The organism is Enterococcus sp. DIV1368b (genome assembly GCF_050529595.1).
Classification (GTDB): Bacteria; Bacillota; Bacilli; order Lactobacillales; family Enterococcaceae; genus Enterococcus_B; species Enterococcus_B mundtii.
Window position 1 is genome coordinate 2,044,884 of record NZ_CP172883.1, and the last position, 26,217, is coordinate 2,071,100.

Consider the following 26,217-nt stretch of genomic DNA (forward strand, 5'->3'; position numbering starts at 1 on the left):
TAAAAGTTGAGCCTGAGCCATAATCACCATGGGTTTTAAAGTGAATCACACTTTCTCCTTTGAAATCATAATAATTGTGAAAAGAAACATCAGCTTACGACAATGCCATATTCCTGGTTAGTACCCCATTAAAAATCTGGTCGTACTTCTGTATATCAGTAATCAGCGCTTTTAATTTGGAAAGCTATGCCTTCATTGTTCTTATGCATCTTGTTCAACTTCCTGTCGTTATTTATTTGGCCTGGCCACTTTTGTTTCAATTTAAAAAGCTCACCGTCAAACTTTACTTGAAATAATTTGGCAACTACTTTTGCATTTCCAGTTCGTAAATCATAGACGGTTAATATTTTTAGAATTGTCCATCATGACTCTTTCTTGCTCTTTTTATATTAATTCCGGCACCATTATAAGATCAAAAATGATACGGCTTAGCGTTATGATTGAAAAGGCTAAAATGTGTTTTTATCGGGAAACACAATCATCTTTTTTAGGGACTATTCCCATAAAAATACTGCGACATCGACTACAAAATGCATGATGCCACAGTATTTTTGTCCTATTAAATCATTTCTAATCAATAAAATTAGACTTTGCTTGTTGTTTTAAATCAGGTTCCCACAAGCTAAAGTTTTCATTATTTCTCAGTGTCTAACATACGATCCATGAACCATTCTACTTGTTGCGGTGCATCGTGATCAAAAAAGGCTGATTCTTTCCTATCCAATGCTGCAATTTTCTCAAGATCTGCTTTTGAAAGCTCAAAATCAAAAATCGCAATATTTTCAGCCATTCGTTCTGGACGAACAGATTTTGCTAAAGCAACAATCCCTCGTTGCATCAACCAACGTAGCACAACTTGACCCACGGTTTTGCCATATTGCTGACCGATTTCTGCCAATACAGGATTGGTAAACAAGTCATGACGACCTTCGGCAAAAGGAGCCCAGGCTTCCACTTGAACGCCATATTTTTCATGCCATTCTTGATCTTCAACTCTTTGATTCCAAGGATTTACTTCGATTTGATTGATTTGAGGTTTTACCTCATTCAAACCAACAAACTCGATCATCTTAGCTGATTTGAAATTTGAAATCCCAATGGCACGTAATTTACCTGCTTTTTGAGCAGCAACCATTGATCGCCATGCACCATAAATATCTCCGTATGGTTGATGAATAAGATAAAGATCCAGATAATCCAACCCCATTACTTTAAGAGAATGTTCAATCGTTTCCGCAGCTTTTTCTTCTGGTGCTTGAAGAATAAATAATTTAGAAGTAACAAAAAGTTCTTCTCGAGTGACTAGGCCTTCATTGATGGCACGTTTGATTCCTTCACCTGTTTCTTTTTCATTTCCGTAAATCGAAGCAGTATCAATCAAACGATAGCCCACTTTAATTGCTTGATAAACAGCCTCAGCAGTTTCCTCCAAAGGAATTTGATAAACACCAAAGCCTAATTGAGGCATTTCTACGCCATTGTTCAAAGTAATTGTTTGCATCTTGTTTTCCTCCTTTAATTTCATTACTTGGTCTATCCTAAACCCTTGAGTTAAGTCCATAGCAAGCAAAACAACCTATTTTTTTTATTCATTACAAGGTATCGTATTGGTCATCTTTTACCGCTTCTAACCACTCTGCTGTGCCACTAGTAATAGCGATATGAGAGAACCAACTATCCTTGGTAGCCCCGTGCCAATGTTTAACGCCTTCATAGGTCACAACGACATCACCAGGCATAAGTTTTTTAGGGTCTTTACCAGCTTCTTGGTACCAACCTTCTCCGCCGGTCACTAAAAGAAGCTGATAGCCGCCTATATGTTTGTGCCAATTGTTTCGACAACCTGGCTCAAAAGTGACGTTTGCTACTCCGACAGTGAGCTGTGGTTCATTGACTAGTCCCGCCAGATAACTTTTGCCAATAAAATATTGGGCATAGTCTTTATTTTCATCTCCTAAGGGAAAAATTATTCCATCTTTTACTTCATTATTTAATGTCACGAGAATCTTCCTTTCTTTGATGAAACTTTTACTTCTCAAAATTTTCTTCGCTTATTCTTAAATGGGAAGCAATTATCCAAAACTACCACTAGTAATCCAAGCAGAAATCGTAATTAAGCTGCGTTGATAGGCTGAAAATTCACCTTCTCTCGATTAAACTTCACCGAATAAGACCTAATCATTTAACTCTGTAAATTCTTCAAGATTATCTCTACTTGCTGTTTGCTTTTTCCCATCCTTAAAGCCCTCTTAGATTTTACTAAAACTTGATTACGTACCCTTTCAATAAGCCTACTTGTGCTTGTTTCGTTCCCATAGTTTCTCTGCTTTTTCAGCGCTTAATTCGCCAGTTTTAAATTTGGCAATATGCTCGTCATAGGTCTCAATTTTATAAACGAGTAACTCTCTAATTTCCTGCATTTCCGCAATTTTTTGATCCAATTCCTCCAATTGATCAAACAAAATCTGTTTTTGAGATTCTTCAACATCTTGTTTTCCCCGTAATTGAGCTAAGTTGGCAAACTCAATTAGAGACTCCACCGATAAACCAGCATTCCGTAAGTTTTTGGCTAGATAAATCCAGTTTAGATCATTGGTGGAATACTCCCGATAACCACTTTTATTACGATGAACTGGGGGAATCACCCCAACCCGTTCATAGTAGCGTAACGTATCCACACTTAAATCAAACATCTCTGCGGCTTTTTTAATATTCATATCACGACCTCCTCAATCTCTTATACATATGATAAACCCTAGAGTGGACTCTAGAGCAAGCTTTTTGCTGGATAAATTTGGAGTAATGCGAGAAAGGAAAATTTTATCTAACTGGTTTTATATGATTCAGCGATGACTATTTATCTTCGAATCTATAGTTGAACACGACACATAAATTTTGAAATTACTTTGATAGAGCTCTTATTTAAAACGAAATTCTATGATTTCAGCGCAACCATGAACTATTACACCAATTACTTGCTTCGGAATTAGGAAACAAGTTTTTTTCTCATTGATTTATAGAAAAGTGAATGGAAGAAATTTAACTAACTCGTATTCTCTTAATTTTTTCTGATAAATTCTAGCTTCAGTCTTGCTCTTGAGTGAACTCTAAGGAGTACAATAAAAGATAAGATTTGCGTAATGCGGTTCTAACTACATTAAAGGGAGTGTTCTTATGAAAGTCGCAACATTTATTGAACCTAGGAAAATGACAGTAAAAGAAGTACCAAAACCCGTCATCGAAAAAGATACAGATGCCATTATCAAGATTGTCCGGGCTTGCGTGTGCGGATCTGACTTGTGGTGGTTTCGTGGCATTTCCAAAAGAGAGCCAAATAGCACTGCTGGTCATGAAGCCATCGGAATTGTCGAAGAAGTTGGCGCCGCAGTAACAGCGGTCAAGCCTGGCGATTTTGTTATCGCCCCTTTCACTCACGGCTGTGGAGAATGTGCTGCCTGTAAAGCCGGTTTTGATGGCAATTGTACGAATCGAGAAGGCGGTACCAATGGTGGTTATCAAGGGGAATACTTGCGCTTCATCAATGCACAGTGGGCGCTGATTAAAATCCCTGGCAAACCGGCCGATTATTCCGAGACCACACTAAATTCTTTTCTGGCACTAGCCGACGTGATGGCCACTGGCTTCCATGCCGCCAAAACCGCTGAAGTAACAGAAGGCTCCACCGTGGTCGTTATTGGCGATGGCGCTGTCGGTCTGTGTGGGATTATCGGTGCCAAATTACTAGGAGCAACCCGAATCATCGCCATGAGTAAATACGAAGAAAGGCAAAAGTTAGCCCGGGAGTTTGGAGCTACCGATATTATTGCCGAGCGAGGAGATGAAGCGATTGCTAAAGTAATGGAACTTACCAATAACGCTGGGGCAGATTCCGTGTTAGAATGTGTCGGTACGGAAATGTCTGTGGACACTGCTGCCAAAATTTGTCGTCCTGGAGCGGTGATTGGCCGAGTAGGTGTTCCACAAAAAAATGAAATGAATACCAGTGCCCTTTTTTGGAAAAACATCGGCTTAAGAGGTGGCATTGCTTCAGTTACTACCTATGATAAAGAAATCCTTCTGGACGCCGTTTTAAAAGGTGAGATTGAACCGGGGAAAGCCTTTAATAAGCAGTTTGATTTGGATGATATCCAAGCTGCTTATGAAGCCATGGACAATCGTGAAGCAATTAAGTCCTTAGTCATCGTCAGCAAGGACTAGCCTTCTCCTCCCCTAGCGCATAAACAAATAGAGCCATAATCGTATTTCTTGCTTACGATTATGGCTCTATTTTAGTGTTGACGAATGCCGCTCCTACCTCATCTTATGTGTACATTAATAAAAGCATAGGTTCAACGTCTAATTCTCGCTATGATTACTAGTTACTCTTCAACCAGGGTGCCACCGGCAGTTTCGATAAGTTTTTTCATTTCCGCCATGGTAGCAGAGGAAGGACTAGAGTAGCTTGTCACAAAAGGAGTTACTTGTTTGCCCGTGAAATCTGCTTGAGCAAAGAGGGTGTGGATGATCATCGGAGGCCGATCCCACCAATTTGGGTAACCCACATAAATGCGCTCGTATTGCGATAAATCCGGCAAATCACCGGAAATGGCTGGCCTGAGCTCTTGATCCTTTTCTTTTTCACCCCGAGCAACAATATCATCATAGTTTGTTGGATAAGGTTCTGCGGGTTGTAATTCATACAAATCCGCCGCCGTTTTCTGTTGCAGTTGCGTTGCTACTTGTCGCGTCTTCCCTGACAAAGAAAAATAAATAATTAATGACTTCATAGTCATAAGAAACCCTCTCTCTTTTCTAACTTTAAAAAGACCTAGTAAACTGGTCGATCTTCTCCTTGGGTATCTGGATCTGCGATACCCACACTGTCATTTGCCAAGAAGGTAGGATCCTCGATAATCCGCAAAACCACATCCGCTATGCTATTCCGGGACCCAGAAACACCTAAATAGGGTTCATCCTTATGGGTAATTTCATATTTGATCCCTCGATCGTTTAACCAAGGTAGGCGCAGTGTCGTATACGTTAAGCCGGAAGTCGCTATAATTTCATCAGAGCGTAAAGCTGATGGCAAGCCACTGCCAATAGTTTCTTGATTCCAACGACCGTATTCCCCAGGGACTTCATTGTAAATGCCTAAAACGTTCGTATAAATCAGGCGATCCACGCCGGCTGCTTTCATAGCATCCACTACATATTGAGTTTGATGATTGTCCGCTGTATGATCTACCACCCCAACAAAAACAATATCTTGACCGGCAATAGCTGCTTGGATATCCGCCGCGCTGTCGAGACTTCCTTCAATTAAAGTCACGCGCTCATTCTTTGCCAATTGACTCAAGCGGGACTTATTGCGCAAGAATAACGACAAGTGGACATCGGAAAACTGTGCTTCTGATAAAATCCGTTGTTCAACGATTTGTGAAATTTGTCCATTCGCCGCCATGATTAAAACATTTTTTGTCATTTCGAAACCTCCAAAATTTTCATTGCAGAACTCATTAGAAAACCAAAAGCCGATAGAGGAGATACCATCGCTTTAAGCTCTCTTGGGAGCACTGATTGATTACAAAACCTAGTCTAAACCTTGAAGTCGACTCCATAGCAAGTATTATGTTCGAATTTTTCCTATCAGTTAATAGAAAGCAAATAGAGTCAATAATCGTATTGCTTCTTACGACCATTGGCTCTATCTGATGCTAGCTACCTTATGATATTTTCACCAAAATCTATCAACAATTACAGCTTTGCACCATTTGTTGCGATAACTTGTTGGTACCACTTGAAAGATTTTTTCTTACTACGAGATAAATCTCCTGAGCCATCATCGTGCTTATTGACATAAATAAAGCCGTAGCGTTTGGCCATTTCACCAGTCGTGGCACTAACTAAATCAATACAGCCCCACGGTGTGTATGAAAACACCTCTACTCCATCAGCAATCGCTTCTTGCATTTGCTCGATATGTGCTTTAATGTAATCAATTCGGTAGTCATCTTCAATTGTCCCATCCGGCTTAACCTCATCTGCTGCACCTAAACCATTTTCAGCAATCATGATCGGCAACTGATACCGATCATACAACTCATTCAATGTGTAACGCAAACCGATTGGATCAATTTGCCAGCCCCAGTCACTCGCTTTTAAATATGGGTTCTTAAGTCCTCCAACCATATTACCGGAAGTCATCGTTTCTTCTGGATTAGCAGCGTGACAGTTGCTAACATAATAACTGATGGCAATAAAATCAACACAGCCATCTTTCAGCGTTTGGTCGTCTCCATCCTCTTTTTGAATCTGGATGTCATTTTCTTCAAAATAGCGCTGTGAAAATGCCGGATATTTCCCTCTTACTAAAACATCTCCACACAACCAGTCCATCAATTGCATTTTTTCTTGGGTGGCGCGCATATCTTCTGGTTTACAGGTCAAAGGATATAAATTGATATAAGCGAGCATCCCCCCAACCTTAAATTCTGGATAGTTATCATGGGCATATTTCACTGCCTGGGCACTGGCTACTAGCTGATGATGAAAGCCCTGGAATCGTTTTGATAAATCATCAACTTGATTTTTAAACGTTTCGGTTCCTTCATTTAATATTCCTAAAGAAAGATAGTTTCCCACTGGCGAAGCTGCTCCCAGATTCATTTCATTGAATGTAATCCAGTATTTCACCTTGTTTTGATACCGTTCAAAGATTGCCTTGCAATAGTTCATATAATAATCAATGCACTCTCTAGATGCCCAACCATTAATTTGTTTTGTTAATTCAAAGGGCATTTCATAATGAGAAATAGTCACAATTGGTTCAATGCCATATTTTAAAAATTCATCGAAAACACGGTCATAAAAATCCAGGCCAGCTTCATTTGGTTCTTTTTCAAAGCCGGTAGGGAAGATTCTTGTCCATGCAATGGACAAACGGAAACATTTGAAGCCCATTTCCGCGAACATAGCGATGTCTTCCTTATAACGATGGTAAAAATCAATGGAATCACGACTAGGATACATGGTACCTTCTTCAAATTCTCGAGTAATCCTTTTTGGTGAAGCAACTGATCCATTGGTACACATATCTGCGACGGAAACACCTTTTCCATCAACATTCCAGGCACCCTCACACTGATTGGCCGCTACTGCACCGCCCCATAAAAATCCTTCACTGATTGCTTTCATATTTTTCCTCCTACATTAGCGTTAATAATAAGTCTTCGTTTGCCAAATCCGAATTTTTGTTAGGAATAATATCCAAATAATCATCCGAATTTGTAATAACGATTGGTGTAGTTAAATCGTAACCGGCCTCTGCAATTTTTTCTAAGTCAAATTCCATCAGCAAATCACCTTTTTTCACTTTACTATTCAAGCTAACTTGTGGAGAAAAATATTTACCATGCAGTTCGACAGTATTCATTCCAATATGGATTAACAGTTCGACACCCTCTTCTGTGGTCAACCCAATCGCATGACCACTAGGCAAAAGTGCAGTAATTGTCCCGTTACTTGGTGCATAGACTTTTCCTTCTTCAGGAATTATAGCAATCCCTTTGCCCATTGCACCACTTGCAAATACTTGATCATCAATTGTATCTAAATCAACGACAGAACCTTTGATTGGTTTAAATACATTAATATGGTCAACCTGTAAACCTTTTGATGATGCATTCGGAACAGCTACCTCTTCTGTATCTTCGACTTCGACCGAATCTTTGTATAACACCATTGTTAAGACAAATGCAACAATCATGGCTACCCCGATTGCAATAGCCGCCCACATTACATTTGACAAATTGTTTGAATTTGGATCCATATAAGTTGCTAACGCGAAGAAACCTAGTCCTCCCATGGTAAATCTGCGGATTCCCAAAGCACCAATGATGGCACCCCCCACCGCTGCAGCCACACAAGAAATCAAGAAAGGTTTTTTCTTAGGAAGCGTAATCCCGTAAATTGCAGGTTCAGTTACCCCAAATATACCTGAGATAAAGGCTGGCAAAGCAATCTTCTTTAATTTTTGATCCTTCGTTTTCAAGTAAATTGCTAACACAACCGCACTTTGAGCAAAGGTCGTGGTTAACGCTGCGGGAATGATCATATCGTATCCCAATTCGCCTAAGTTCATTAATCCTAATGGCACTAAGCCCCAGTGCAAGCCCAAGATAACGAAAAATTGGAAAACAAAGCCTAAAGCAGCACCGGCTAATAGACCGTTGAAGCCAAATAAGGCTGAGAAAATTTGTCCGATAATGGAACAAAGAATAGTTGAAATTGGGCCTATCAGCAAATAAGTCAATGGAACGATAATCGCTAAAGTCAGCAATGGAACAAAGAAAGTTTTGATTAAATCAGGTATAACTTTAATAAAAATTTTCTCTAATTTTACTGCAAAGTAGCAAGCAATGATTACTGGAACAACACTTGATGGATATCCACTGGCTGGTAGTAGCACGGGTATCCCTAAGAACGTGGAGAAATAATCAGTTGCAAAAATTGTGTTAGCAAAAGCTTGTCCAATAGGATCACCGCCACTCAAAGAAACCAAGCTTGGGTACACCAAGGAACAACCTAAAGCGATTCCAATAAATCGATTGCCACCAAATTTTTCAGCCGCAGTCATCCCCAAAATAATCGGCAAGAAGTAAAAGAAGCCATCACCAATGGAATACAACAACGTATAGGTCCCATCTGTAGTCGACAATACCCCGGCAAATACAGCTATAGCTAATAGACCTTTCATAATCCCAACACCAGATAAAGTCCCTAAAATTGGGGCAAAAATTCCGGAAATCGTTGCAGTCAAAGCTTCCCCAATCGATTGTTTTTCCGGTGTCATTTCCTTATCAACCAGCTGAGCTAGTCCACCATTTTTAATAACCGCCCGATATACATCAGATACGTGGTTTCCGATGACAATCTGATATTGTCCGCCACTTTTAACTACGGTGACCACACCTTCACGACTGCTGACTGCCCTATCGTCAACAATACTTTCGTCTACTAGTTGAAGTCTTAACCGTGTCATACAATGGGTGATGCTTCGAATATTCTTTTCACCACCAACATCTTGAATTAATTGTTTTGCTAAATTAGTATAATCTCTCATTTCCTTTTCCTCCTAATTGTTATCTCTAGAAGGTTTAGCCAACTTAATGTTACCATCCAGCCTAATTTAGTCTTACCGTATAACCAACTGTCCTCCTTATCCTTATTGTCTATTTATATAAAGTATCTATCAAGATACTGATCACTAAGTGGTGATAATACGGTTAATATGAATCATTAAGTACAAGCGATTATCATCTGTCAAAGTATAGTTATACTTTTCCTGCAGAAACTTGCCGATTTTCAAAGTACCCCGATATGCATCATCATAATTTGTTTTCACCATTTCATATAAAGAAGAGTCGACTTCCTTTGACGCTTCCTTATTCAAAATAATCCGTTGAGCAAAAAACTTTAAATGAGTAATAAAACGATAATAGTGCACCGACTCGGTATTATATTCGATTGAAAAATGATATTTCACAATATTAGCAATTTCTTGAATCATTTGGGTGATTTGAACAGTCTGATCCAGATCCTCTTCCGTAGATTCGGAATTCACAATATGCAATGCGATAAATCCTGCTTCATCAATCGGTAAATCAATCGCCATTTTTTCTTTAATCATTGCTATGGCGCGCTCGCCAATTGAAAACTCCCGTTCATAAAAGCGCTTAATATCCCAAACAAGCACATTTTTCAGTGTGATACCCTTATGATAATTGTCAATTGCGCAAGCGATATGGTCACTTAACGAGATGACCAAACTCTCCTTTAGCTGTTTACCTAATGCTAAATTTGCCATTTCAACAATTTCAGTCGTTAACTCCATAACCTCCATTGGTATTTCTTTGAGCAATTGAAGCAAATGCTCATTAACCATTTCATCTTTTAAGACAAACACTTGATTGACAGAGGATTCATCAATACTGTCTCCAATACGTTTCTTAAAGGCGATCCCTTTACCGCAAACAATCTGCTCCTCTCCTTGATCATCTAAGATAATTGCGACATTATTATTTAAAATACGATGAATAACCACAATAACACCCCTTCCCCTTCAAGAAAAAAACCTGCATACAAAAACATCAGTACGCAACCATGGCGCACAGCAGTGTTTTTGTATACAGGTCTAGCTCGCAAATGTATGCGATTACCATCCTCATTTGTTTATAAACTATCATATAGCTTCAAAAAAGGCAAGAACTTTTTTAATAAACAAACAATTGAAACGGATTTTTCCCTTTATACCACCGTGGCGCTAATTTTTGAAATATTCTCATCTGGATATATTATTTACTTTACACCCTGAAGTACACTCCATGGCAAGTAAAAAAGAAAAAGTTCCTCTATTCAAGTCAGGATACGACTCAATTTAGAAGAACTTTTTATACTATTTCCTAAACTCCCTTACATCTCACCCAGCCTGTTTTCTCGTTCGCTCGATTCTCCAAAAGGAAAAACCAATGAGACCGATGGCAATGAAAATCGCATAACTCATTGCTGGAGGATAGATGGTCATTGACAGCAACAACCCCACAACTTTAATGGCAATATCGATGAACGTCACAAGATTTGAGTTCGTATACAACCAGCCAAAATGCACCTGTGGGTTCACCTTATCCAGGGATTTTGAGATGAACACATTACTAAAGGACACGCTGAGCACGATGATGCCATACATAACTTGGGCCGTTCGATTATTAAAGTTCGCGGAAACGATACTTGTCGTGTAAGGGAAAAACGACGAAAAGAACAACAGCACCAGGGTTCCTACTACTGTCCCATTGCTAATTTTCTCCACAGCATTCCAACTATTGTGGTGGGTCAGCCACATCAAGCCCAACCAAAAAAATGACAATGCGTAAGAGAAGAAATTTTCCCGTAACGCCCAAAGACCAGCGACAGATAATGGATCCGGTTTTTCCAACTCCAAAATTAAGATCGTCATAATAATTGCTAATACCGCATCCGTGAAAGCGGCGATTCGCTCTTTTCCCATTTGATTCTCCTCTTCCATTTTTTTATACTCAACACTTTATTATAGCCTTTGTTTCTAGAATGAAAAAGAATAATGCCAATCAGAAAAAAATGCCATTACCTAAACAGATAATGACACGAAATTGAACTACATTATTTCTTTTTCCAAAATGCTTGTAAGGTTGAAAACGACTGGCCAACAAAGGATTCTTCATCGTGACCGCCTAAAGCTTCAAAATACATGAGATTTTGCTCGTTAAAATCGGGTTCTTCTCGGAGCTCTTTGATGGATTGGGCCATTGAACTCTTGGTACCATCTCGTTCCCCCACAGAAGCGCGAATCAAGAAATCATCCTCGGTAAAGTTATTTTCTGTAACGGCAGCCGTCATTGCCTCGGCGGTACCATAATTCGGTCCTGCCATGGGCATAAAATAGCGAAAATAAGCCAAATTGTGTTGAAAAGCATACCAAGTCGTAATCCCACCCATGGAAAAGCCACCAAAGGCCTGATGATCCCGAGCTTTTTTAAGGTCATCGGCGTCACCAGACTTAGCATAAGTCCGGTAATTTTGAGCAACCAAAGGCATCAAGTCAAGAATTTCACTCTCTGCAAAGCGTTCATTTAATGGATCATCGTCATTCCAGCTATTTGTAATCATCTCGCGGTCTGGATAATAGGTGGGGGCCACCACAATCACCGGAGCTATCTTTTCATCCGCAATCAAATGATCCAGCATCCTTTGCCAACGAGGTGTTTCGTCATTTGAGGTGTCTTGCAAAAAGTCTTCCGGCCCCATACTCCAGCCATGGATTAAATACAAGACATTATACTTATCATGAGACTCCTGATAGCCAGCTGGTACATAGACCAAGGCCCGCTTCTCGTAGCTCTTGTTCTCAAAATCGGTCTCATAGGTAATGGCTTCCACGGTTCCCTGCTTACTCTTTTTTGCCATATTTTGATAGTCTTCAGGCATTGCTTCATCGATCCTACTTTCACGCTCAGTTTCTGTTTCTTGGGGCTCACTATTTTGAGGTTCATTGGGGCTGTCGAAAAACAAAAACAGCCCCCCAGCAATCACAAGGACAGCCACAATTCCCAGAAGGAGCAAAACGATTTTTTTCATAAGGCCGCCTTTCATAAACCTACCTACTCCCGCACTTCCTCTACCCAATCTAGCACTTCTTGTTGAGAGTCCGCGATATTATTTCTCGAAATACTCAAGGCATTGGATACCACAGTGGCATCTGGTAACTCTGCGTTTACCGTTTCCACCGTTCCTGCCAGACCACTGCCCCCATGGACGTTAAAGGGAATAACGGTTTTTCCGGCAAAATCATAGCTTTCCAAAAAGGTGTAAAAGGCCATGGGAAAGTCCCCATTCCAAATCGGATAGCCTAAGTAAATGGTTTCGTATTGATCAAAGTTATCAATCTCTGATGCCAATTCCGGCCGTTGGGACTCGTTTTTTTCATCGATTGCCTCGCCGATTAACGCACCAACATCATCAGGATAGACTTTGTTTGCTTGAATTTGGAAGCGATCGGCCTTTACGTCGTCTGCGATCCAATTCGCCGTTTGTTCTACTAGCCCGAGGTACTCCCCATTAACCTCCATCACACTGGCCCCAGTGGTAACATCCAACTCAGTGCCCACCGGATGGGAAAAGTAGGCAACGAGGGTTTTTCCATCCCCGTCAGGATTTTTCACTTCCGAAGTCGTCGTAATCGAAATGTCGCTACTCGCCTCATTGTCCCTAGCTACTTGTTCATCACTGCGACAACCAGCAAAGAGAAACAATAAAGGACTCATCACTAAAAATTTTTTCATATAAGCCTCCCATGCCCTTGATTTTTGTTTGCTTAAAATTGTTGACTAAAGTTCTCAGTCTTGATAAATCTCTTTTGCTAAATGAAAGGCACTCCATGCTTTGGGCCAACCACAATAAAAGGCCAAGTGGGTAATCATTTCCGTGATTTCTTCTTTAGTAATACCGTGTTCCTTGCCTAGCTTCAAGTGGGATTCTAATTGTTCAAAATTGCCCCCGGATAGAAGTGCCGCAATCGTAATCATGCTTCTTAGTTTGGGGGATAATTCTTCTTCTCTAGACCAGACTTCCCCAAAGAGCACATCGTCGTTTAGTTGGGCAAACTTTGGTGCGAATTCACCTAATCGATCTCTTCCTGCTGTTTGTTTCTTTGCCATTGTATTTTCCTCCTAGATTTTTAAATGTTCGAAAAATCGTGGTTAATAATCTCTAGTAATTGAAAGGTAGCTTCTTTAAATGAAAATTTGAGGATGCAACAATTCCCCAGTTTTTCCGCTTGGTCCACTTGACTAGTATGGGCCCAATTGCGCATGAATTGCCGACAAGCTGCACCATGAGATACCATCAGGATATTTTGGTGGGTTTCGCCACTTACGAGTTCAGCGATCGTATCCGCCACTCGCTTCCGAAAATCCAACTCCTTCTCCCCGCCAAATGGGAAAAAGAAATCCCCATAAGGTAGTTTGGGATTTAAAAATTCCGGCTCCCCTTCAAAAGCGCCAAAGTTCCACTCCTTCAATCCCTTGACTCGTTGATAAGGGATTGCCGTGACTTGCTCTAGGGTGTCACTGGCTCGTTCGGAAGTGGAGGCATAAGCAGCCTCAATTTTGATGTTTTGCTTTTTAAAATATTCCCCTGCAATTTGGGCTTGTTTAATCCCATTTGCAGTCAATGGCGAATCACACCAGCCTTGGACTTTCTTTTGCTGATTAAAGAGCGTTTCCCCGTGGCGCATTAGATACAATGTCTTTTCCATAGGCTTACCTCCTATTCACTGTAACTGCCGAAATTGGTCAACCACTGCTCTACATCTGCCCGAGAGTCGCTGACATTGTTTCGGGAAATGGTCAAACCATCCGTTACCACCGTGGCATCCGGCTCTAAGTCTTCAATGGTTGCGATGGTATCAGCCAAGCCACTGCCTCCATGGGTGGAGAAAGGAATCAAAGTCTTCCCGGAAAAATCTTCATTGTCAAAGAAGGAATACACTGGCATGGGCAAATCCGCCCACCAGATGGGATAGCCAATAAAAATCGTATCGTAGTCAGTCAAATCCTCCCTAGCCAAGGAAATCTCCGGCCGGGCGTCTTCTGCTTGTTCCTCGTCTGCCTGGTCGACTAGTTCATCGTGGTCACTGGGATAAGCCCTATTTGTTTCAATCTGCACTCGTTCCAGTCCGGTATCTTCGGCAATCCAAGAGGCAATTTGCTCCGTATTTCCTAATACCTCCCCATCTTCCACTACCCGACTGGCCCCGGCTACTGCATCTACGCCACTTGCTTCCGGTTCGGAAAAATAGATGATCAGACTCTTGCCGTAGTCATCAGCTAAAGAAAAATCTCCTTGGGTTACTCGGCTTTGACTAGTGCTTTGATTGGTGCTTTGATTGGTTCCCGTGGATATTGAACTTGAATCCCCCGGCTCTTGATCCGCTTGGCAGGCAGCTAAAACCAAAAGACTCCCCAATAAAATTGATTTTCTCATAATTCCCTCCTATGATTCGCTGTCTGCTACCCAAGCGATGACCTGATCTTGATTGGCTAACAAGTCCTCATCTTGAATTTCAAAACTTTCTGCAATGGTGGCCCCTGGTGCTAATTCCCCAATCCGCTCCAAGGTGTCCCCTTCCCCGTATCCCGCATTAGTTGAAAATGGGTAGATTGTCTTACCATTAAATTTCTCCCCATGGTCCATCAAAAAGGAAGTGATGGGATGGGATAAGGTCATGGACCAGGTCTGATAGCCCAAATAAATCCGGTCATACTGCCCAAAATCTGGAATCTCCGTACTGATTTTGGGATAATCTTGGTTTTCTCGCTCTTCGTTTGCTCGCTCCACGGCCTCTTCGTAATCGGCAGGATAAGGATTTTCCACGGCGAGTTCCAAGACATCTGCCTGGTTCTCGTTATGAATCATCCGGGCTAAGTTCTCTGTATTACCACTTCTGGAAAAGTAGATGATGATACTCTTGCTATCTGCGGTTAAGATCCGAGTAGCTTCCTCGTCGTCATTGGTATCTGCGCCATCCGAGGCAGCTCCTCGACCATATTGGGTATCATTCAGAGGCAAGTCTTCTCCGGTAGCGGCGGTCTCCTCATTTGTACTCGAATTGGTACTAGTGCTGTTACTAGTGGTGGCTTCCGTATTGATAGAAGCACTGCTTACTGAGGAATTCCTCCCCTCATCTTGTGTTTGACAGCCGGCCAATACGAGGGCCAGTCCGGCTACGAACATCATGCGTTTTTTCATTCCGTCACTTCTTTCTTTTGTCTTACTTCCCTTCAACTTTCAATTTTCGAAGGTCATTCATCTAGCAATTGAGAATCTTCAGTTAATTTTTCATAAACGCTTTGGCATTTTCGCCAAAGATAGTGGTAGTTCTTTTAAAGGCGCACCTTTAAAAGAAGACTACCTTTATCAAAGACTAGCTTACAAGCCTGCTCGTTTCGCCAATTCTGGCGTATAGCGATTTCCCACAATTTGAATCTCATCTGCCGCTTTGGTCAAGCCTGCCACTTCTTCAGCCGTTAAGCGGATTTCGGCAGCTTGGATGTTTTCTTTCACCCGAGCAAGTTTGGTCGTTCCGGGAATTGGCACAAGCCAAGGTTTTTGCGCCAATAGCCAAGCCAAGGCGATTTGGGCATTGGTGGCATCTTTTTGGGCGGCGAAATCTGTGATTAAATCCACCAATTTCTGGTTCGCTTCCATGGCTTCTTTTTGGAAGCGAGGCAAAACGTTCCGGCCGTCCCCTTCATCAAACTTGGTACTAGTATCGATGGTGCCGGTTAAGAAACCTTTGCCTAAAGGACTAAAAGGCACAAAGCCAATGTTCAACTCTTCCAGCGTTGGAATGAGTTCTTTTTCAGGCTCTCGAGTCCAAAGGGAATACTCACTTTCCACAGCGGTCAAAGGTTCGATGGCATGGGCTTTGCGAATCGTCTGAACGCCGGCTTCTGACAGTCCCCAATGCTTAATTTTCCCTGCCTTAATCAGCTTTTGCATTATCATCGCCACTTCTTCAATCGGTACCTTGGGATCCACTCGATGCAAATAGTACAAATCAATGGCTTCCAAGTTTAACCGTTTTAAGGAACCTTCCACCGATTTTTCTAATTCTTCCGGGCGTCCATCCACCACTTGTTTGCCGTCGATGATTTTAATTCCACCCTTGGTTGCGATGATCACTTGGCTCTTATAAGGGGCCAATGCTTCTCTGATAAGTTCTTCATTGTGATATGGTCCATAAACCTCAGCCGTATCAAAGAAATACTCTCCTAGTTCTACTGCCTCTTGTAAAAGGTGAATCATTTCCTTGCGATCCGGGATAGCCCCATAAGCAAAGCTCATCCCCATGGTACCCAATCCAATTTCTGATACTTGCAAATCTTTTCCTAGTGTCCGTTTTTTCATTTGATACACCTCCATTTATTACTATAGGGTATGGAGTGGACTCCATAGCAAGGCAGTTGTTTTATTTTTTTAACCGGCCCCTCAGATTCGCTATTTTATTAACTTTTGTAGTTAGAACAAAAAAGAGGCTACCGGCTCAGATTTGGTAACCCCTACAAGAATTATTTTCGTTACGTAAAGATTTCTTCAAGCCAGGCCGCATAATCCTCAACCCAGCCACCATTGCCACCAAAGCCATGGGGCCAGTCCTCCAACACGATGGTTCTAGTGTCGATTCCCACTTCATCCATCAGCTCGACTTGTGCTTCGAACTGTCGGTAAAAAGGATCCTCCGTGCCATAGCAGTAAAAGGTGGGTGGCAAATCAGCTGCCTGTAATTTCTCCACATCCAAGGAAGCGACACTTAACCTGCCGTAAAAGGCATAAATCATCCCACAGGCAGACGCCTCCGCCGAAATTTCGTCTAGCTCATCTGGTTGATACTCATCGTCTAAATAAGAACCGTTCACATCACCGTCCGCGCTAATAAATAATTCCCCCGCCTGAATCCCCCCGGCAGAATAGCCCATCACTGCAATATCTTTCGAATCAATCCCATAGATATCGGCATTTTTGCGAATAAATCGCACAGCTCGCCCAACATCCAGGGCACCTTCTTCCTGAGAATAGGGCCGCAGACGATAATCCACCACAAAACAAACATAGCCATGCTCACGCAGCTGGACCGCGGTGGGGAGCGTATCCGTGTAATCCCCTCTGAACTGGAAGGCCCCACCTGCTAAAAGCACCACCGCCCCTTTTGTTTCAACGCCTGCTGGTACCGGAAGTACGGTCACATAAGGTCTGAAGTCGTAAGGGTCATAGTAGCCTGTCCGATTCGAATCAACCACGGTCTGAGCAGGCGCATTGCCTTCTTCCCAAAGATAGAACACCTCGGTCACTTTTGGATTTGGCACAGCCGTCAGCACGGTTTGGTTGCCCTCAGGTAGCGGCGGTCGCTGGTTCATGGCACTAGTCGAAAAGCTAGCACTCACCTGGTATGCTTCGGGCAAATCATCATACTTTTGGGTAAAGCCGTCTGTTCCTGGCCGAATTTCGTAGGTTGATTCTTTGGACTTATTATTGGACTTATCTTCATTTCTTGTGGTCTTGCTTTCTTGACTATCCCGGGAAGAACACCCAACAATCCCGGTGGCAAGCAATACCAGTAGTAACGTCCCTACTATTTTTCTCATCTCACAGCCTCCTTGTCTACTTCATCTGTGACTCCCAAAACGCAATTGCATCATCAAACCAGCCCTCGGCCACCGTGCCGGTCCCTAGACCGAAGCCGTGGGATAGTCCATCGTACACATGGAATTCCGTGGCGATTCCTAGACTCTCCAGGCGTTGAAGTCTGCTTTCCATGGTTCGCCAAGACGCAATACCGTCATTTGTTCCCACATTTGCATAAGTGGGCGCATCGCCGGGAGAATAAGCACTGTAGCCCGTGTACTGCATCACCACAGTAGCTGCCTGGGGAATATCCTTGCGCCCAGTCAATTGAGACAAGGAATCTCCATTGCCCAGGGTGGCTGCCATGCGTGCTCCCGCCGAGCCACCCCACAAGGAATAATTTTCGCCACTCACCTTGAGTTCTTCGGCGTGGTCATACAGGTATTCAATGGCCTTAGCAAGGTCCGCATAGGCATCATCCGGTCGGTAGATTAAGGCAAAGCCGTTATAACCATAGTCGGTGATCGCTAGCGCATGGGGAAAGCTGTCATGCATCGCGCCCACATAGGAAAAACCGCCCCCGGCATTCATGATTGCAAAAGGTTTGCCCGCCTCTCCACCAAAGTAAAACAAGCCCGTATCCGCTTTGGCGGAGTCAGCAGCTATTTCCTCCTCCTCATAAATGGGATAGAAAATCCGCTGGCCGTCTGTCGCTCGACTTTTCAGGTGATTGATGATTGCCACCGTCTTCTCCGGCTGGATATTGTTGTACCAAACATACACCCGGCTAGTACTAACATCGGCCAAACTCATCTCCTCTGTTACATTTCTATCCACGGGAAATAGCAGATGACCAAAATCTTCAAAGGCGGGATCTGCCAGTACCTCTCCCACAGTAGATTCTAAGGTAAATTTTGTCATTGTTGCTTGTTCGCTTCCTTTTTCTTCCGTGACCATCCTCCTACTTTCGCCTGTCGAACTGTCCGTCTCATCCAAATTCCTGCTACAAGCCGTAGCGAAAACAAGCAGTAGACCCAGTAACACCCATGCTCTTTTCTTAAATCTGTTCATTGTAATCATCCATTCTATGGAGTATTTGAAAGATCGTGCTTCCTTTGTGTAATGGTTATGACAAAAGGTAAGTCAGCAGGCATGACAAATTTTTTCTCCGATTGATTCACGGAACGCATAATTGTCACTAAATAAATTCAATTTTTGATAACTTGCTAAATTTATTCTAATCCCTCGAGTTAACTCCAGAGCAAGGAGAAATACACGATTTTCTACAAAAATGAGGAAACAGCTCACTTAGCTACAAAATAACGAACCATTGCTATTCCTGTTTCACGATCTTATTACCAACTCTTCTCAACACAATCCGGCTGAACTTAACAGATCGACATCATCAATAAAAAAATACCGTTTCAAGTAGTGATACAGGCCACACGAAACGGTATTTTGGTTCTATGAAATTTGGTGTCGTTATTCTCAATAAATGAAAATTAACTGTGTCACACACATCACCCTTTATCATACGGTTTCCCATGAATAATCCATATTACCTGATGAGTTATTCCTATCAAAAATCATTCAACCTATTAACTCAAGTTATTCTAATCAGCGTTGATAATTATCCAATTTCCATCTTTTTGTAACTCCATTTTATATTGAAAGTAATTAGTTACTTTTGACAGATTATCAAGATATTTTACATCAACTTTTACTTGAACAATTTTGCCATTTTGTGTGAAAACTGTATTCACTAACTCCACCAATTTTAGATTTGTATTAATAGGTCGCATCACATCATTTTCTACATAATACTCAAGTTCTTTTTCGGAAGCAGTTGGATAAAGCTTGAAAAATGTCTCTAAAAAATCAGCGATTTCTTCCCTTGTTTTGACATCAATTTCTGAATCGCTTTCTACTTGTTTTTCTTCATGTTGTGCCTTTTCTGGTTTTGCAATCATGGTAGGAAGGTTCGTTACAATACGATTCCCTTTTTCATCTTCAAAGACTGTCACTCGATATGCAGAAGAAATTGATTGTGTCTTTTTTCCCTCTGTAATATGTTGCTCCACTAAAAATGAAACGACAAATTCTTCCGAGTGTTTTTCAACATCTAGAATTTTTACAGATTGAACTTCGGAACTCGTGGGAATATCTGCTCGAACCATATCTTGGATTAAAGCGAGACCGTTTTCTGTAAGGTACTGTTCGAGATTACTCATTCTCTTTTCAATTGCTTCTTTGTTATTTTTCCATGAAAAATATTCTTTCGCAAAATCCTCTGTAAAACTTTCAACGCCAGAAGTATTCACTACCTTCTCTTTTATAACCACTTTTTCATGAGTTGTATGTTGATCAATGGCGGTGAAATTTTTATAAACGCCAAAAGCAAGACTACAAGACAATAAAAGCCAAAGGGCAAGCACCATTTTTCGATGCTTACCCACGGATACAACTCGTTCTTTTTTCTTTTTTGGGCTCTTTTCCTTTTGATTCCGTTCAATTTTTATCTTCATTCTTTTTCCTCTTTTCTCTTATTTGTATCGGCCAGCTCCGATAAGGTGCTGCTGCCAATAGTTTTCTGTTAGATTCGTCCATCCCACTGGATCTCCTGCATGATACATACGATTCTCTCCTGCATAAATACCCACATGAGTCACATACGTACCGGCATCATAAGTTGAATGAAAGAAAATTAAATCACCTGGTTTGGCATCTTTTAAATCAATATGAGTCATGGCATCATATTGATCCTGAGCCACCCGAGGAAGTTTCAAACCAACTTTGGCGTAACACCATTGGGTCAAGCCACTACAATCAAAACCTGTTTCGGGACTTGAGCCACCAAATACATAGGCCGTTCCTTCATACTTAAACGCCTCGTCAAAAATCGCTTGGACGGTTTTATCATCAAACTGTGTCGTGTTCAGATATTGTTTCACCAACAAGCAATAAAACATATTGCCATAGTTATACCGCCACCCACCATTTTCCTTAATCGCGATTGGGTTGGGGTAATCGACTTTTTGACCACCTGATTTTTCCTTTGAAAAAGATTCAGCTAAAGCAAAACTATGCTTCTTCCCGTTTTTTGCGACATGATCCAGATACCCGCCACCATAGTTATAGGCCTGAATGATACTATCTTGGTCACACCCTAGTTCTTTGGAACGCTTAACCAAAGACGCAAAATAAAGACATCCTTGTTTGATGGATGCCTCGGTACTTAATGAATTCGGTGGTAAGCCGGCTGACTCCGAACTCTGCATGACATCTTCCATTGTGCCACCAGATTCCACTTGAATAATCGCCAAAAGAATCGGGACATACTCTGCTATATCCGATTCTTTGGCATACTTTTCTACCATTGCACGGTGTTTCAAAACTTCTTCTGAGACACTAGTTCCCCCAGGAGAAGCACCTGAACTGCCACTTCCTTCGCTGTCTTCACCAAACAACAAACCCACACACATCAAAATACCCATAAAAGAGATGGCCAGGAAAGTTAACGAAATAATACTCAATTTCTTTACGTTCATTTTTTCTCACCCGACCTTGGTTTTGGACGAGAGGTCATTCTTTTTTGTACTTTTTGATTGGTCCGCTTTGGCAGAGTGGACCTCTGTTTCACTTGTTGGAAAGAATTTTTCTTACTTGCTGATTGGATTTTCCCTTTTGAAATGATTTCTTGACTAGTTAGTTTTCGTTTGATTTCGGGATTCGAATTTACTCTCACAATCCGCTTTGGCGCTTCTTTTTTCGTCGTCCTATCTTTTTGAGGCTGAGTTACTTTGTCTATCGAAACATTCGTCCTTCTTTCTCTTTGGTGATTTGCTTTGCCCAAAACTTTTCGTTTTTCAGCCATTTTTTCATCTCTACGTTGTCGTTGTTTTTCTCGCAACTCCGCTCGATTTGCTTTTTCTTGGACCAGTCCGCGCTTGAATTCTTTTGGTGCTTTTTTCGTCTTTTCGATTCCTTTATGGAGATTGTATTTCAAATTCGTTGGTGTATTCCGTACCTGATCCTTTACTTGTTTAGTCTTATCTTTCACCAAAGCTTGGGTATCCAAAACTTTGCCGACTTTTCTCCCGGCCAAGTTCATTCGAGATTGTTTCTTATTATTTGAAATTGGATTTTCCTTATTCAAGTCAGATGGTAGCTCGTGATCGGTAGGTAATCGTGAATTCTTTCGTAGAGCAGAACCGGATGGCTTAAATTTGGATTTTGATTGTTCCTTTGCCAACTTATTTCCAACTGCTGCACCACCACCAAAAGCCAAAGTTCGTCCCACATTTCGACTGAGTTGCCGCAATTTACGGTTCATCAACATTTGCGGTTTTCGCATAACCCGTCTGCCCATTGACTGACTGTCATTACTCTGGAGGTTGAACATACTCATAATGTCACCCAATTTGAAATAGATACCGGCAAAGGTCACAATTTGTAGAAAAGCTACCATAAAGAAGGGATAGGTCGCCGAAATATTGTAAAACATCGTGGAGATACTAAAAGCAGTTGTAATCACCAAGGTCACTCCCGCTCGCATCATAATCGTATTGAATAAACGAATAATCGCCTTCTTTCCCAAACTCTCATAAGTCGGCAACATGGACAATAAAAAACTAATCGGCAAAAACATCGCAAAGATAATGAAGAGAATTTGGGAGAATAACATAATCCCGGTTAGGAGGAAAACAAAGAAGGAAATCCCAATATTGAACAACACCAAAAAGACCACGGTCCCTAAGCGGTTCATGGTCTTGGTAATACTTAAATTCGCATTGTCATTGTCTTCAATCTCGGCCTTGACCGCTTCTTCCCGATCTTTGCCTTTATTTTCATCTGGACTCACGGATAAGATTTTATCGACTCGGTCTTCGCCAATTTCTTCTATATTGGAATCATCAAATTGCAAGAGTAACCAAGGTTGTTGGACTTGAATGGAAAATAAGCTATCCCTAATCAAATCGACACTATCTTTCCCTTGGCTTTCAGAATTCGGTACAACGATCTCGGTCCCAAGGCTAAGAGCCGCTTCACTAACATCTGAGCTAAAGTCATTGATTTTTGTGATATAGGTAGGCGCATAAGCAATGAACGAACCCGAAAGTAGAAAGATCATCACAAAATTAATGACAGCCCGGACTGCTTTGGTAGTTTCTCGTTTTAATAATCCGGTATACGCCACATAAACTCCTAGAGCCAAAATCATTAATAATAAGAAACCGAAGTAGAAACCCGAGGTCTGGAGTCCATTTTCGGTAATGCCGGCTAAGGTTTGGATATTCTTCCCAATACTTTCAGCTGTATCCGAAATGAAATCCAATTTATAAGCTTCTTGAACTACATAGCCTGTGGCGTTCGATAAATACAGACTTACGGTCCAAATAAAATTAGTGATGGCATAAAGTCCATACATCACGCTCTTCCCTAGGCCATCCTCCCAATTCCAAGGCAGCCAGTCCCAAGAGCTATCCACAAAGAAATCTAGTTGATAATTGTTCAGAGAATATTTGGAATAAAGGTTTCCGGCTTTCACCGTATCATCAACTAATCCAGTTGCCTCGGCCACCGTTCCAATCAGACTGAGAAGAAGTAAAATGATGCAGAGACTGATTGCGAGAATTCCCATAATCCGAAAAAGTTTCTTTTTCATCTCCTCACTCCATTCTCTCTTGAACCGGTGGACGAGTATCAAAGGCATGGAATAGTTCTTCAAATACGGGGTGAACTTGGACCACGCCCACCCGACCATACAAATCTTGCATCAAGCATTGACCGTTTTCCAAATCTCGCAGGCGCTTTTGATTGCTTTCGTCCTCTTGATCCAATCCAAAAAATTCCAACGTTTTCTTGATTTCATGAATATCGGTACTGCGAAACGCAAATTTCAACCCGATATTATTCTTCAACCTCTCATCCAATAAGTCATCACTGTTTTGCGTGACAAAGTAAACCCCAGCATTCATAGCCCGCCCAGCACGAACGAGCTTATTCGATAATATTTTCCCTTGTGCCACTTGAAGAAAACTCCACGCCTCATCCAAATCCACAATCTTGAAAATTTCTCGATTACTATGGATAAAGTCTAAGGCAAAAGTCGAAATAACGATTAGCATAGAAACACTAAGTAATTCCATGGTTGTATATTCTTCAAAAGTGGTTTCTGCATCTGGTAAAACCAAGTCTGCCACTTGAATGATATTCAACTGCTTGTCTAAGCTAATGGATTGAGTAATTGAACCGTCTGAGAAAAGCAAATGGGCAAAATCATAATCGGTAAAAGAGTCGATATGATCCGCGATATTTTCCGCAACTGGTGAGCCCTCTTTACGCAGTTCGTTAATGACTTGTAATAAGCCTCGTTGATTACTTTGGGTAACGGTTCGAATGGCTTTGCGTAAAACAGGAAACTTCTCCCCATCCCGACTAGAAATCCCTGTTAGAAAGGTCAGAATATCAATTGCTAAACTTTCCGAGTCTTTCTTTTTCTTCATAATCACATAAGGATCAAGTAACCCTTGGTTTTCTGGTTTACTCGTTAAGTTGAGGATATTGATTTCATCCGCAATTTCTGGCAAGGTTTCTTTCCAGCCACCGCGTTCGCCTTTTGGATCAACAATCACAGCTTGCCCACCGAATAAAACAGTATAGTAGACCAAGAGATTGTTGCTAAAGGATTTTCCGCCACCGAGTGAACCGAGGAATGCCGCTGCTAGCGCATTGGTAACTGAGCCTTTTACCCCTTGTGAGGCCAAGGCCGGTTTCAGGTAAACATTACGCCCCGTATCCACGTTGTAGCCAAAGTAAATGCCTTCTAATTCTCCTAACATTTGGGTAGCTCCAAAACCAAGTCCAGCGAGAAAGTCAGACGTTACATACTGGATATAGTCGTTCATGTATCGCTTACTAGAAGGCAAAAATTCTTCATGTAGCCCCATCATATCGCCAAAGGGACGGACTAGTTTTACATTGGTATCATCATAAAAATCGAACACTTCATCACAACGGCGTTTTAATTCATCCACTGATTCCGCACTTACCCGAACCACATAGCTCAGTTTGTACATGGATTCTTTCGACTGATCCAAGGTGGTTTCCAATTCATCCACGGAATCCAACGCATCTAAAACATTGGAATTCGTTTCATTATCAGATTGGTAAGCGTGGTTGTCTAAATCTTTCAGTTCCTTCTTCTTATTGCGAACGGTGGCAAGTGCCTTTTTGTTCGTAACAATTTCCACATTCATACTCGTGTCGATTGGGAATGTAAATTGTTGTTGCTGGTAATAGAAAAGTTCTGAGGAAGGAAACTCCATCTCTCCGACAATCGTATTGATTGTTAGATAAGCTACATAGGACTCATGATTCTCGTGTTCCATCCGTAAATACCTTGGTTTTTCTTCAATCAAACAACGACCGGGACGCAACAAGTCATAACGTTTCACCAAAGTTTCTGATTTCAGCTTTTTCTTTGATAGCTGAAATTCATATTCTTCAAACGGTGTACCTTTTTCGCCATAAATATGTTCAATCAAATACGTCAAGTCACTCGGTGTGACTCGTCTGACTTTAAATCTTCTAGCCAATTTACTTTCCATTAGTTTTTCAAGCTTGGTATAACGGCGAATTTCTTCATTGGATAACGAAACAAAATCACCCATCAAATGATGATTCACTCCATAGACAAATTCTTGAAAGCCGGAGAAGAAAGATTTCTTGAGATTCTTTAGATTGACCTCTTCATCCGTCGCAATTAGTTTAAAGCCAATAAAAAAGCGATAATCAATCTGACTATCGCCAATCATGGATACTAATGCATCTGTTTGTAAATCAATCCGTTGTTTCGCTACTTCTTTTAATCGCCCGGTAATTTCCTTTTTCGATCGCTCTTGTGTGGCACGAATACTACTTTCTGTCGCAATTTGTAAGGCATGAATCTTACCTTCACGATTTTGAGCAATCAATTGTCGAAAGTTGTCATGCACTTGATACTTCTGTTCAGGTGACAAAAAGGAGTAATTGTAAGGCACTAACTCATAGTAGGCAAAACAATCACCTTCTTGGTTAAAAACAAGATTGTTTTCAATATACTTAATCGGGTACATAATTCACACTCCTTACAAGAGTAATGGGTTCGTCCCATCGTTTCTTCTGTTCTTTGACTTTCTTCCCTGCAAAAGTGACCTTAAACCGTAAGTGATAACTGATAAAGGATCGTAAAAATCCCAGTGGTTTCTTACCGTCAAACGTCTTTTGCGACATAAACCAGGTAACCGCCACCGGTATGCCTAAGTATTTTAAAAACGCCCCCTCTATCATAGATAGTGGAGGCACATGGGCAAATACAATGACAAGCAACAAGGATAATACAAACCAAGCCATCTGGTTAAAAGTCACAGGAAAAGGCAGCTGAAAGTCATTAATTGCATAAATGACTTTTTCAACTGTCCAAATACTGGTGTAACTTTTTATTTTTTTCATCAAATCATT

24 protein-coding genes are annotated in these 26,217 nt (G+C 41.4%); 1 reads left to right on the plus strand and 23 read right to left on the minus strand.

What is annotated here, in order from left to right; translation table 11 throughout:
- Positions 1–634 precede the first annotated feature (634 nt).
- The 3 genes from IGJ19_RS09355 to IGJ19_RS09365 form a co-directional block, all read right to left on the minus strand.
- A complete protein-coding gene (locus IGJ19_RS09355) occupies positions 635–1,501 on the minus strand; it encodes an aldo/keto reductase (protein WP_010723149.1) in 867 nt (288 codons plus the stop codon).
- A 91-nt stretch (positions 1,502–1,592) separates the two neighbouring features.
- Positions 1,593–2,000: a cupin domain-containing protein gene (locus tag IGJ19_RS09360; protein ID WP_010723150.1), complete on the minus strand. Its 408-nt coding sequence runs from the start codon at positions 1,998–2,000 to the stop codon at positions 1,593–1,595.
- Positions 2,001–2,291: 291 nt separating this feature from the next.
- A complete protein-coding gene (locus tag IGJ19_RS09365) occupies positions 2,292–2,717 on the minus strand; it encodes a MerR family transcriptional regulator (protein ID WP_002335890.1) in 426 nt (141 codons plus the stop codon).
- Positions 2,718–3,174: 457 nt separating this feature from the next.
- On the opposite strand from IGJ19_RS09365, the gene IGJ19_RS09370 reads away from it, so the two are divergent.
- Positions 3,175–4,218 carry a zinc-dependent alcohol dehydrogenase family protein gene (locus IGJ19_RS09370; RefSeq protein ID WP_010723151.1) on the plus strand — a complete coding sequence of 348 codons (1,044 nt, stop codon included), beginning with the start codon at positions 3,175–3,177 and terminating at the stop codon, positions 4,216–4,218.
- Positions 4,219–4,379: 161 nt separating this feature from the next.
- Here IGJ19_RS09370 and IGJ19_RS09375 read toward each other — a convergent pair whose 3' ends face one another.
- The 20 genes from IGJ19_RS09375 to IGJ19_RS09470 form a co-directional block, all read right to left on the minus strand.
- Positions 4,380–4,793, minus strand: a complete 414-nt coding sequence (locus IGJ19_RS09375) for a flavodoxin (RefSeq protein ID WP_010723152.1) — start codon at positions 4,791–4,793, stop codon at positions 4,380–4,382.
- A 35-nt stretch (positions 4,794–4,828) separates the two neighbouring features.
- Positions 4,829–5,482 (minus strand): NAD(P)H-binding protein, encoded by a 654-nt coding sequence (locus tag IGJ19_RS09380; RefSeq protein WP_010723153.1) that lies wholly within the window; start codon positions 5,480–5,482, stop codon positions 4,829–4,831.
- Between the two features lie 272 nt (positions 5,483–5,754).
- On the minus strand, positions 5,755–7,194 hold the full coding sequence (locus IGJ19_RS09385) for a glycoside hydrolase family 1 protein (protein ID WP_430603796.1): 1,440 nt from the start codon (positions 7,192–7,194) through the stop codon (positions 5,755–5,757).
- A gap of 10 nt (positions 7,195–7,204) precedes the next feature.
- Complete coding sequence (locus IGJ19_RS09390) at positions 7,205–9,121, minus strand: beta-glucoside-specific PTS transporter subunit IIABC (protein WP_430603798.1); 1,917 nt, start codon at positions 9,119–9,121, stop codon at positions 7,205–7,207.
- 144 nt (positions 9,122–9,265) lie between these two features.
- Positions 9,266–10,102: a BglG family transcription antiterminator LicT gene (licT, locus tag IGJ19_RS09395; protein ID WP_142433351.1), complete on the minus strand. Its 837-nt coding sequence runs from the start codon at positions 10,100–10,102 to the stop codon at positions 9,266–9,268.
- A gap of 375 nt (positions 10,103–10,477) precedes the next feature.
- Entirely contained in the window at positions 10,478–11,062 is a 585-nt protein-coding gene (locus tag IGJ19_RS09400; protein ID WP_142433350.1) for a TMEM175 family protein, read from the minus strand.
- 131 nt (positions 11,063–11,193) lie between these two features.
- A complete protein-coding gene (locus IGJ19_RS09405) occupies positions 11,194–12,168 on the minus strand; it encodes an alpha/beta hydrolase-fold protein (protein ID WP_185953867.1) in 975 nt (324 codons plus the stop codon).
- Positions 12,169–12,191: 23 nt separating this feature from the next.
- Positions 12,192–12,872: a flavodoxin gene (locus IGJ19_RS09410; RefSeq protein WP_430603802.1), complete on the minus strand. Its 681-nt coding sequence runs from the start codon at positions 12,870–12,872 to the stop codon at positions 12,192–12,194.
- A 54-nt stretch (positions 12,873–12,926) separates the two neighbouring features.
- Positions 12,927–13,247, minus strand: coding sequence for a carboxymuconolactone decarboxylase family protein (locus tag IGJ19_RS09415; RefSeq protein ID WP_141442099.1), 321 nt, complete (start codon positions 13,245–13,247; stop codon positions 12,927–12,929).
- A gap of 20 nt (positions 13,248–13,267) precedes the next feature.
- Positions 13,268–13,846, minus strand: a complete 579-nt coding sequence (locus IGJ19_RS09420) for a histidine phosphatase family protein (protein ID WP_430603806.1) — start codon at positions 13,844–13,846, stop codon at positions 13,268–13,270.
- A gap of 11 nt (positions 13,847–13,857) precedes the next feature.
- Entirely contained in the window at positions 13,858–14,574 is a 717-nt protein-coding gene (locus IGJ19_RS09425) for a flavodoxin (RefSeq protein ID WP_430603808.1), read from the minus strand.
- A gap of 9 nt (positions 14,575–14,583) precedes the next feature.
- The gene (locus IGJ19_RS09430; protein ID WP_430603810.1) at positions 14,584–15,339 is read right to left on the minus strand and encodes a flavodoxin; all 756 of its coding nucleotides are present in this window, start codon (positions 15,337–15,339) and stop codon (positions 14,584–14,586) included.
- Positions 15,340–15,519: 180 nt separating this feature from the next.
- A complete protein-coding gene (locus IGJ19_RS09435; protein ID WP_430603812.1) occupies positions 15,520–16,500 on the minus strand; it encodes an aldo/keto reductase in 981 nt (326 codons plus the stop codon).
- A 170-nt stretch (positions 16,501–16,670) separates the two neighbouring features.
- Entirely contained in the window at positions 16,671–17,735 is a 1,065-nt protein-coding gene (locus IGJ19_RS09440) for an alpha/beta hydrolase (protein ID WP_010723166.1), read from the minus strand.
- A 16-nt stretch (positions 17,736–17,751) separates the two neighbouring features.
- Entirely contained in the window at positions 17,752–18,672 is a 921-nt protein-coding gene (locus IGJ19_RS09445; protein ID WP_229220283.1) for an alpha/beta hydrolase, read from the minus strand.
- 656 nt (positions 18,673–19,328) lie between these two features.
- Entirely contained in the window at positions 19,329–20,240 is a 912-nt protein-coding gene (locus tag IGJ19_RS09450; protein ID WP_142433347.1) for a conjugal transfer protein, read from the minus strand.
- 18 nt (positions 20,241–20,258) lie between these two features.
- On the minus strand, positions 20,259–21,263 hold the full coding sequence (locus IGJ19_RS09455; RefSeq protein ID WP_325065915.1) for a bifunctional lysozyme/C40 family peptidase: 1,005 nt from the start codon (positions 21,261–21,263) through the stop codon (positions 20,259–20,261).
- The gene (locus tag IGJ19_RS09460) at positions 21,260–23,380 is read right to left on the minus strand and encodes a CD3337/EF1877 family mobilome membrane protein (RefSeq protein ID WP_142433345.1); all 2,121 of its coding nucleotides are present in this window, start codon (positions 23,378–23,380) and stop codon (positions 21,260–21,262) included. The genes IGJ19_RS09455 and IGJ19_RS09460 overlap by 4 nt, the downstream gene beginning before the upstream one ends.
- A gap of 4 nt (positions 23,381–23,384) precedes the next feature.
- Positions 23,385–25,832 (minus strand): ATP-binding protein, encoded by a 2,448-nt coding sequence (locus IGJ19_RS09465; protein ID WP_142433344.1) that lies wholly within the window; start codon positions 25,830–25,832, stop codon positions 23,385–23,387.
- On the minus strand, positions 25,819–26,208 hold the full coding sequence (locus IGJ19_RS09470; protein WP_010723172.1) for a conjugal transfer protein: 390 nt from the start codon (positions 26,206–26,208) through the stop codon (positions 25,819–25,821). The genes IGJ19_RS09465 and IGJ19_RS09470 overlap by 14 nt, the downstream gene beginning before the upstream one ends.
- Positions 26,209–26,217: the final 9 nt, after the last annotated feature.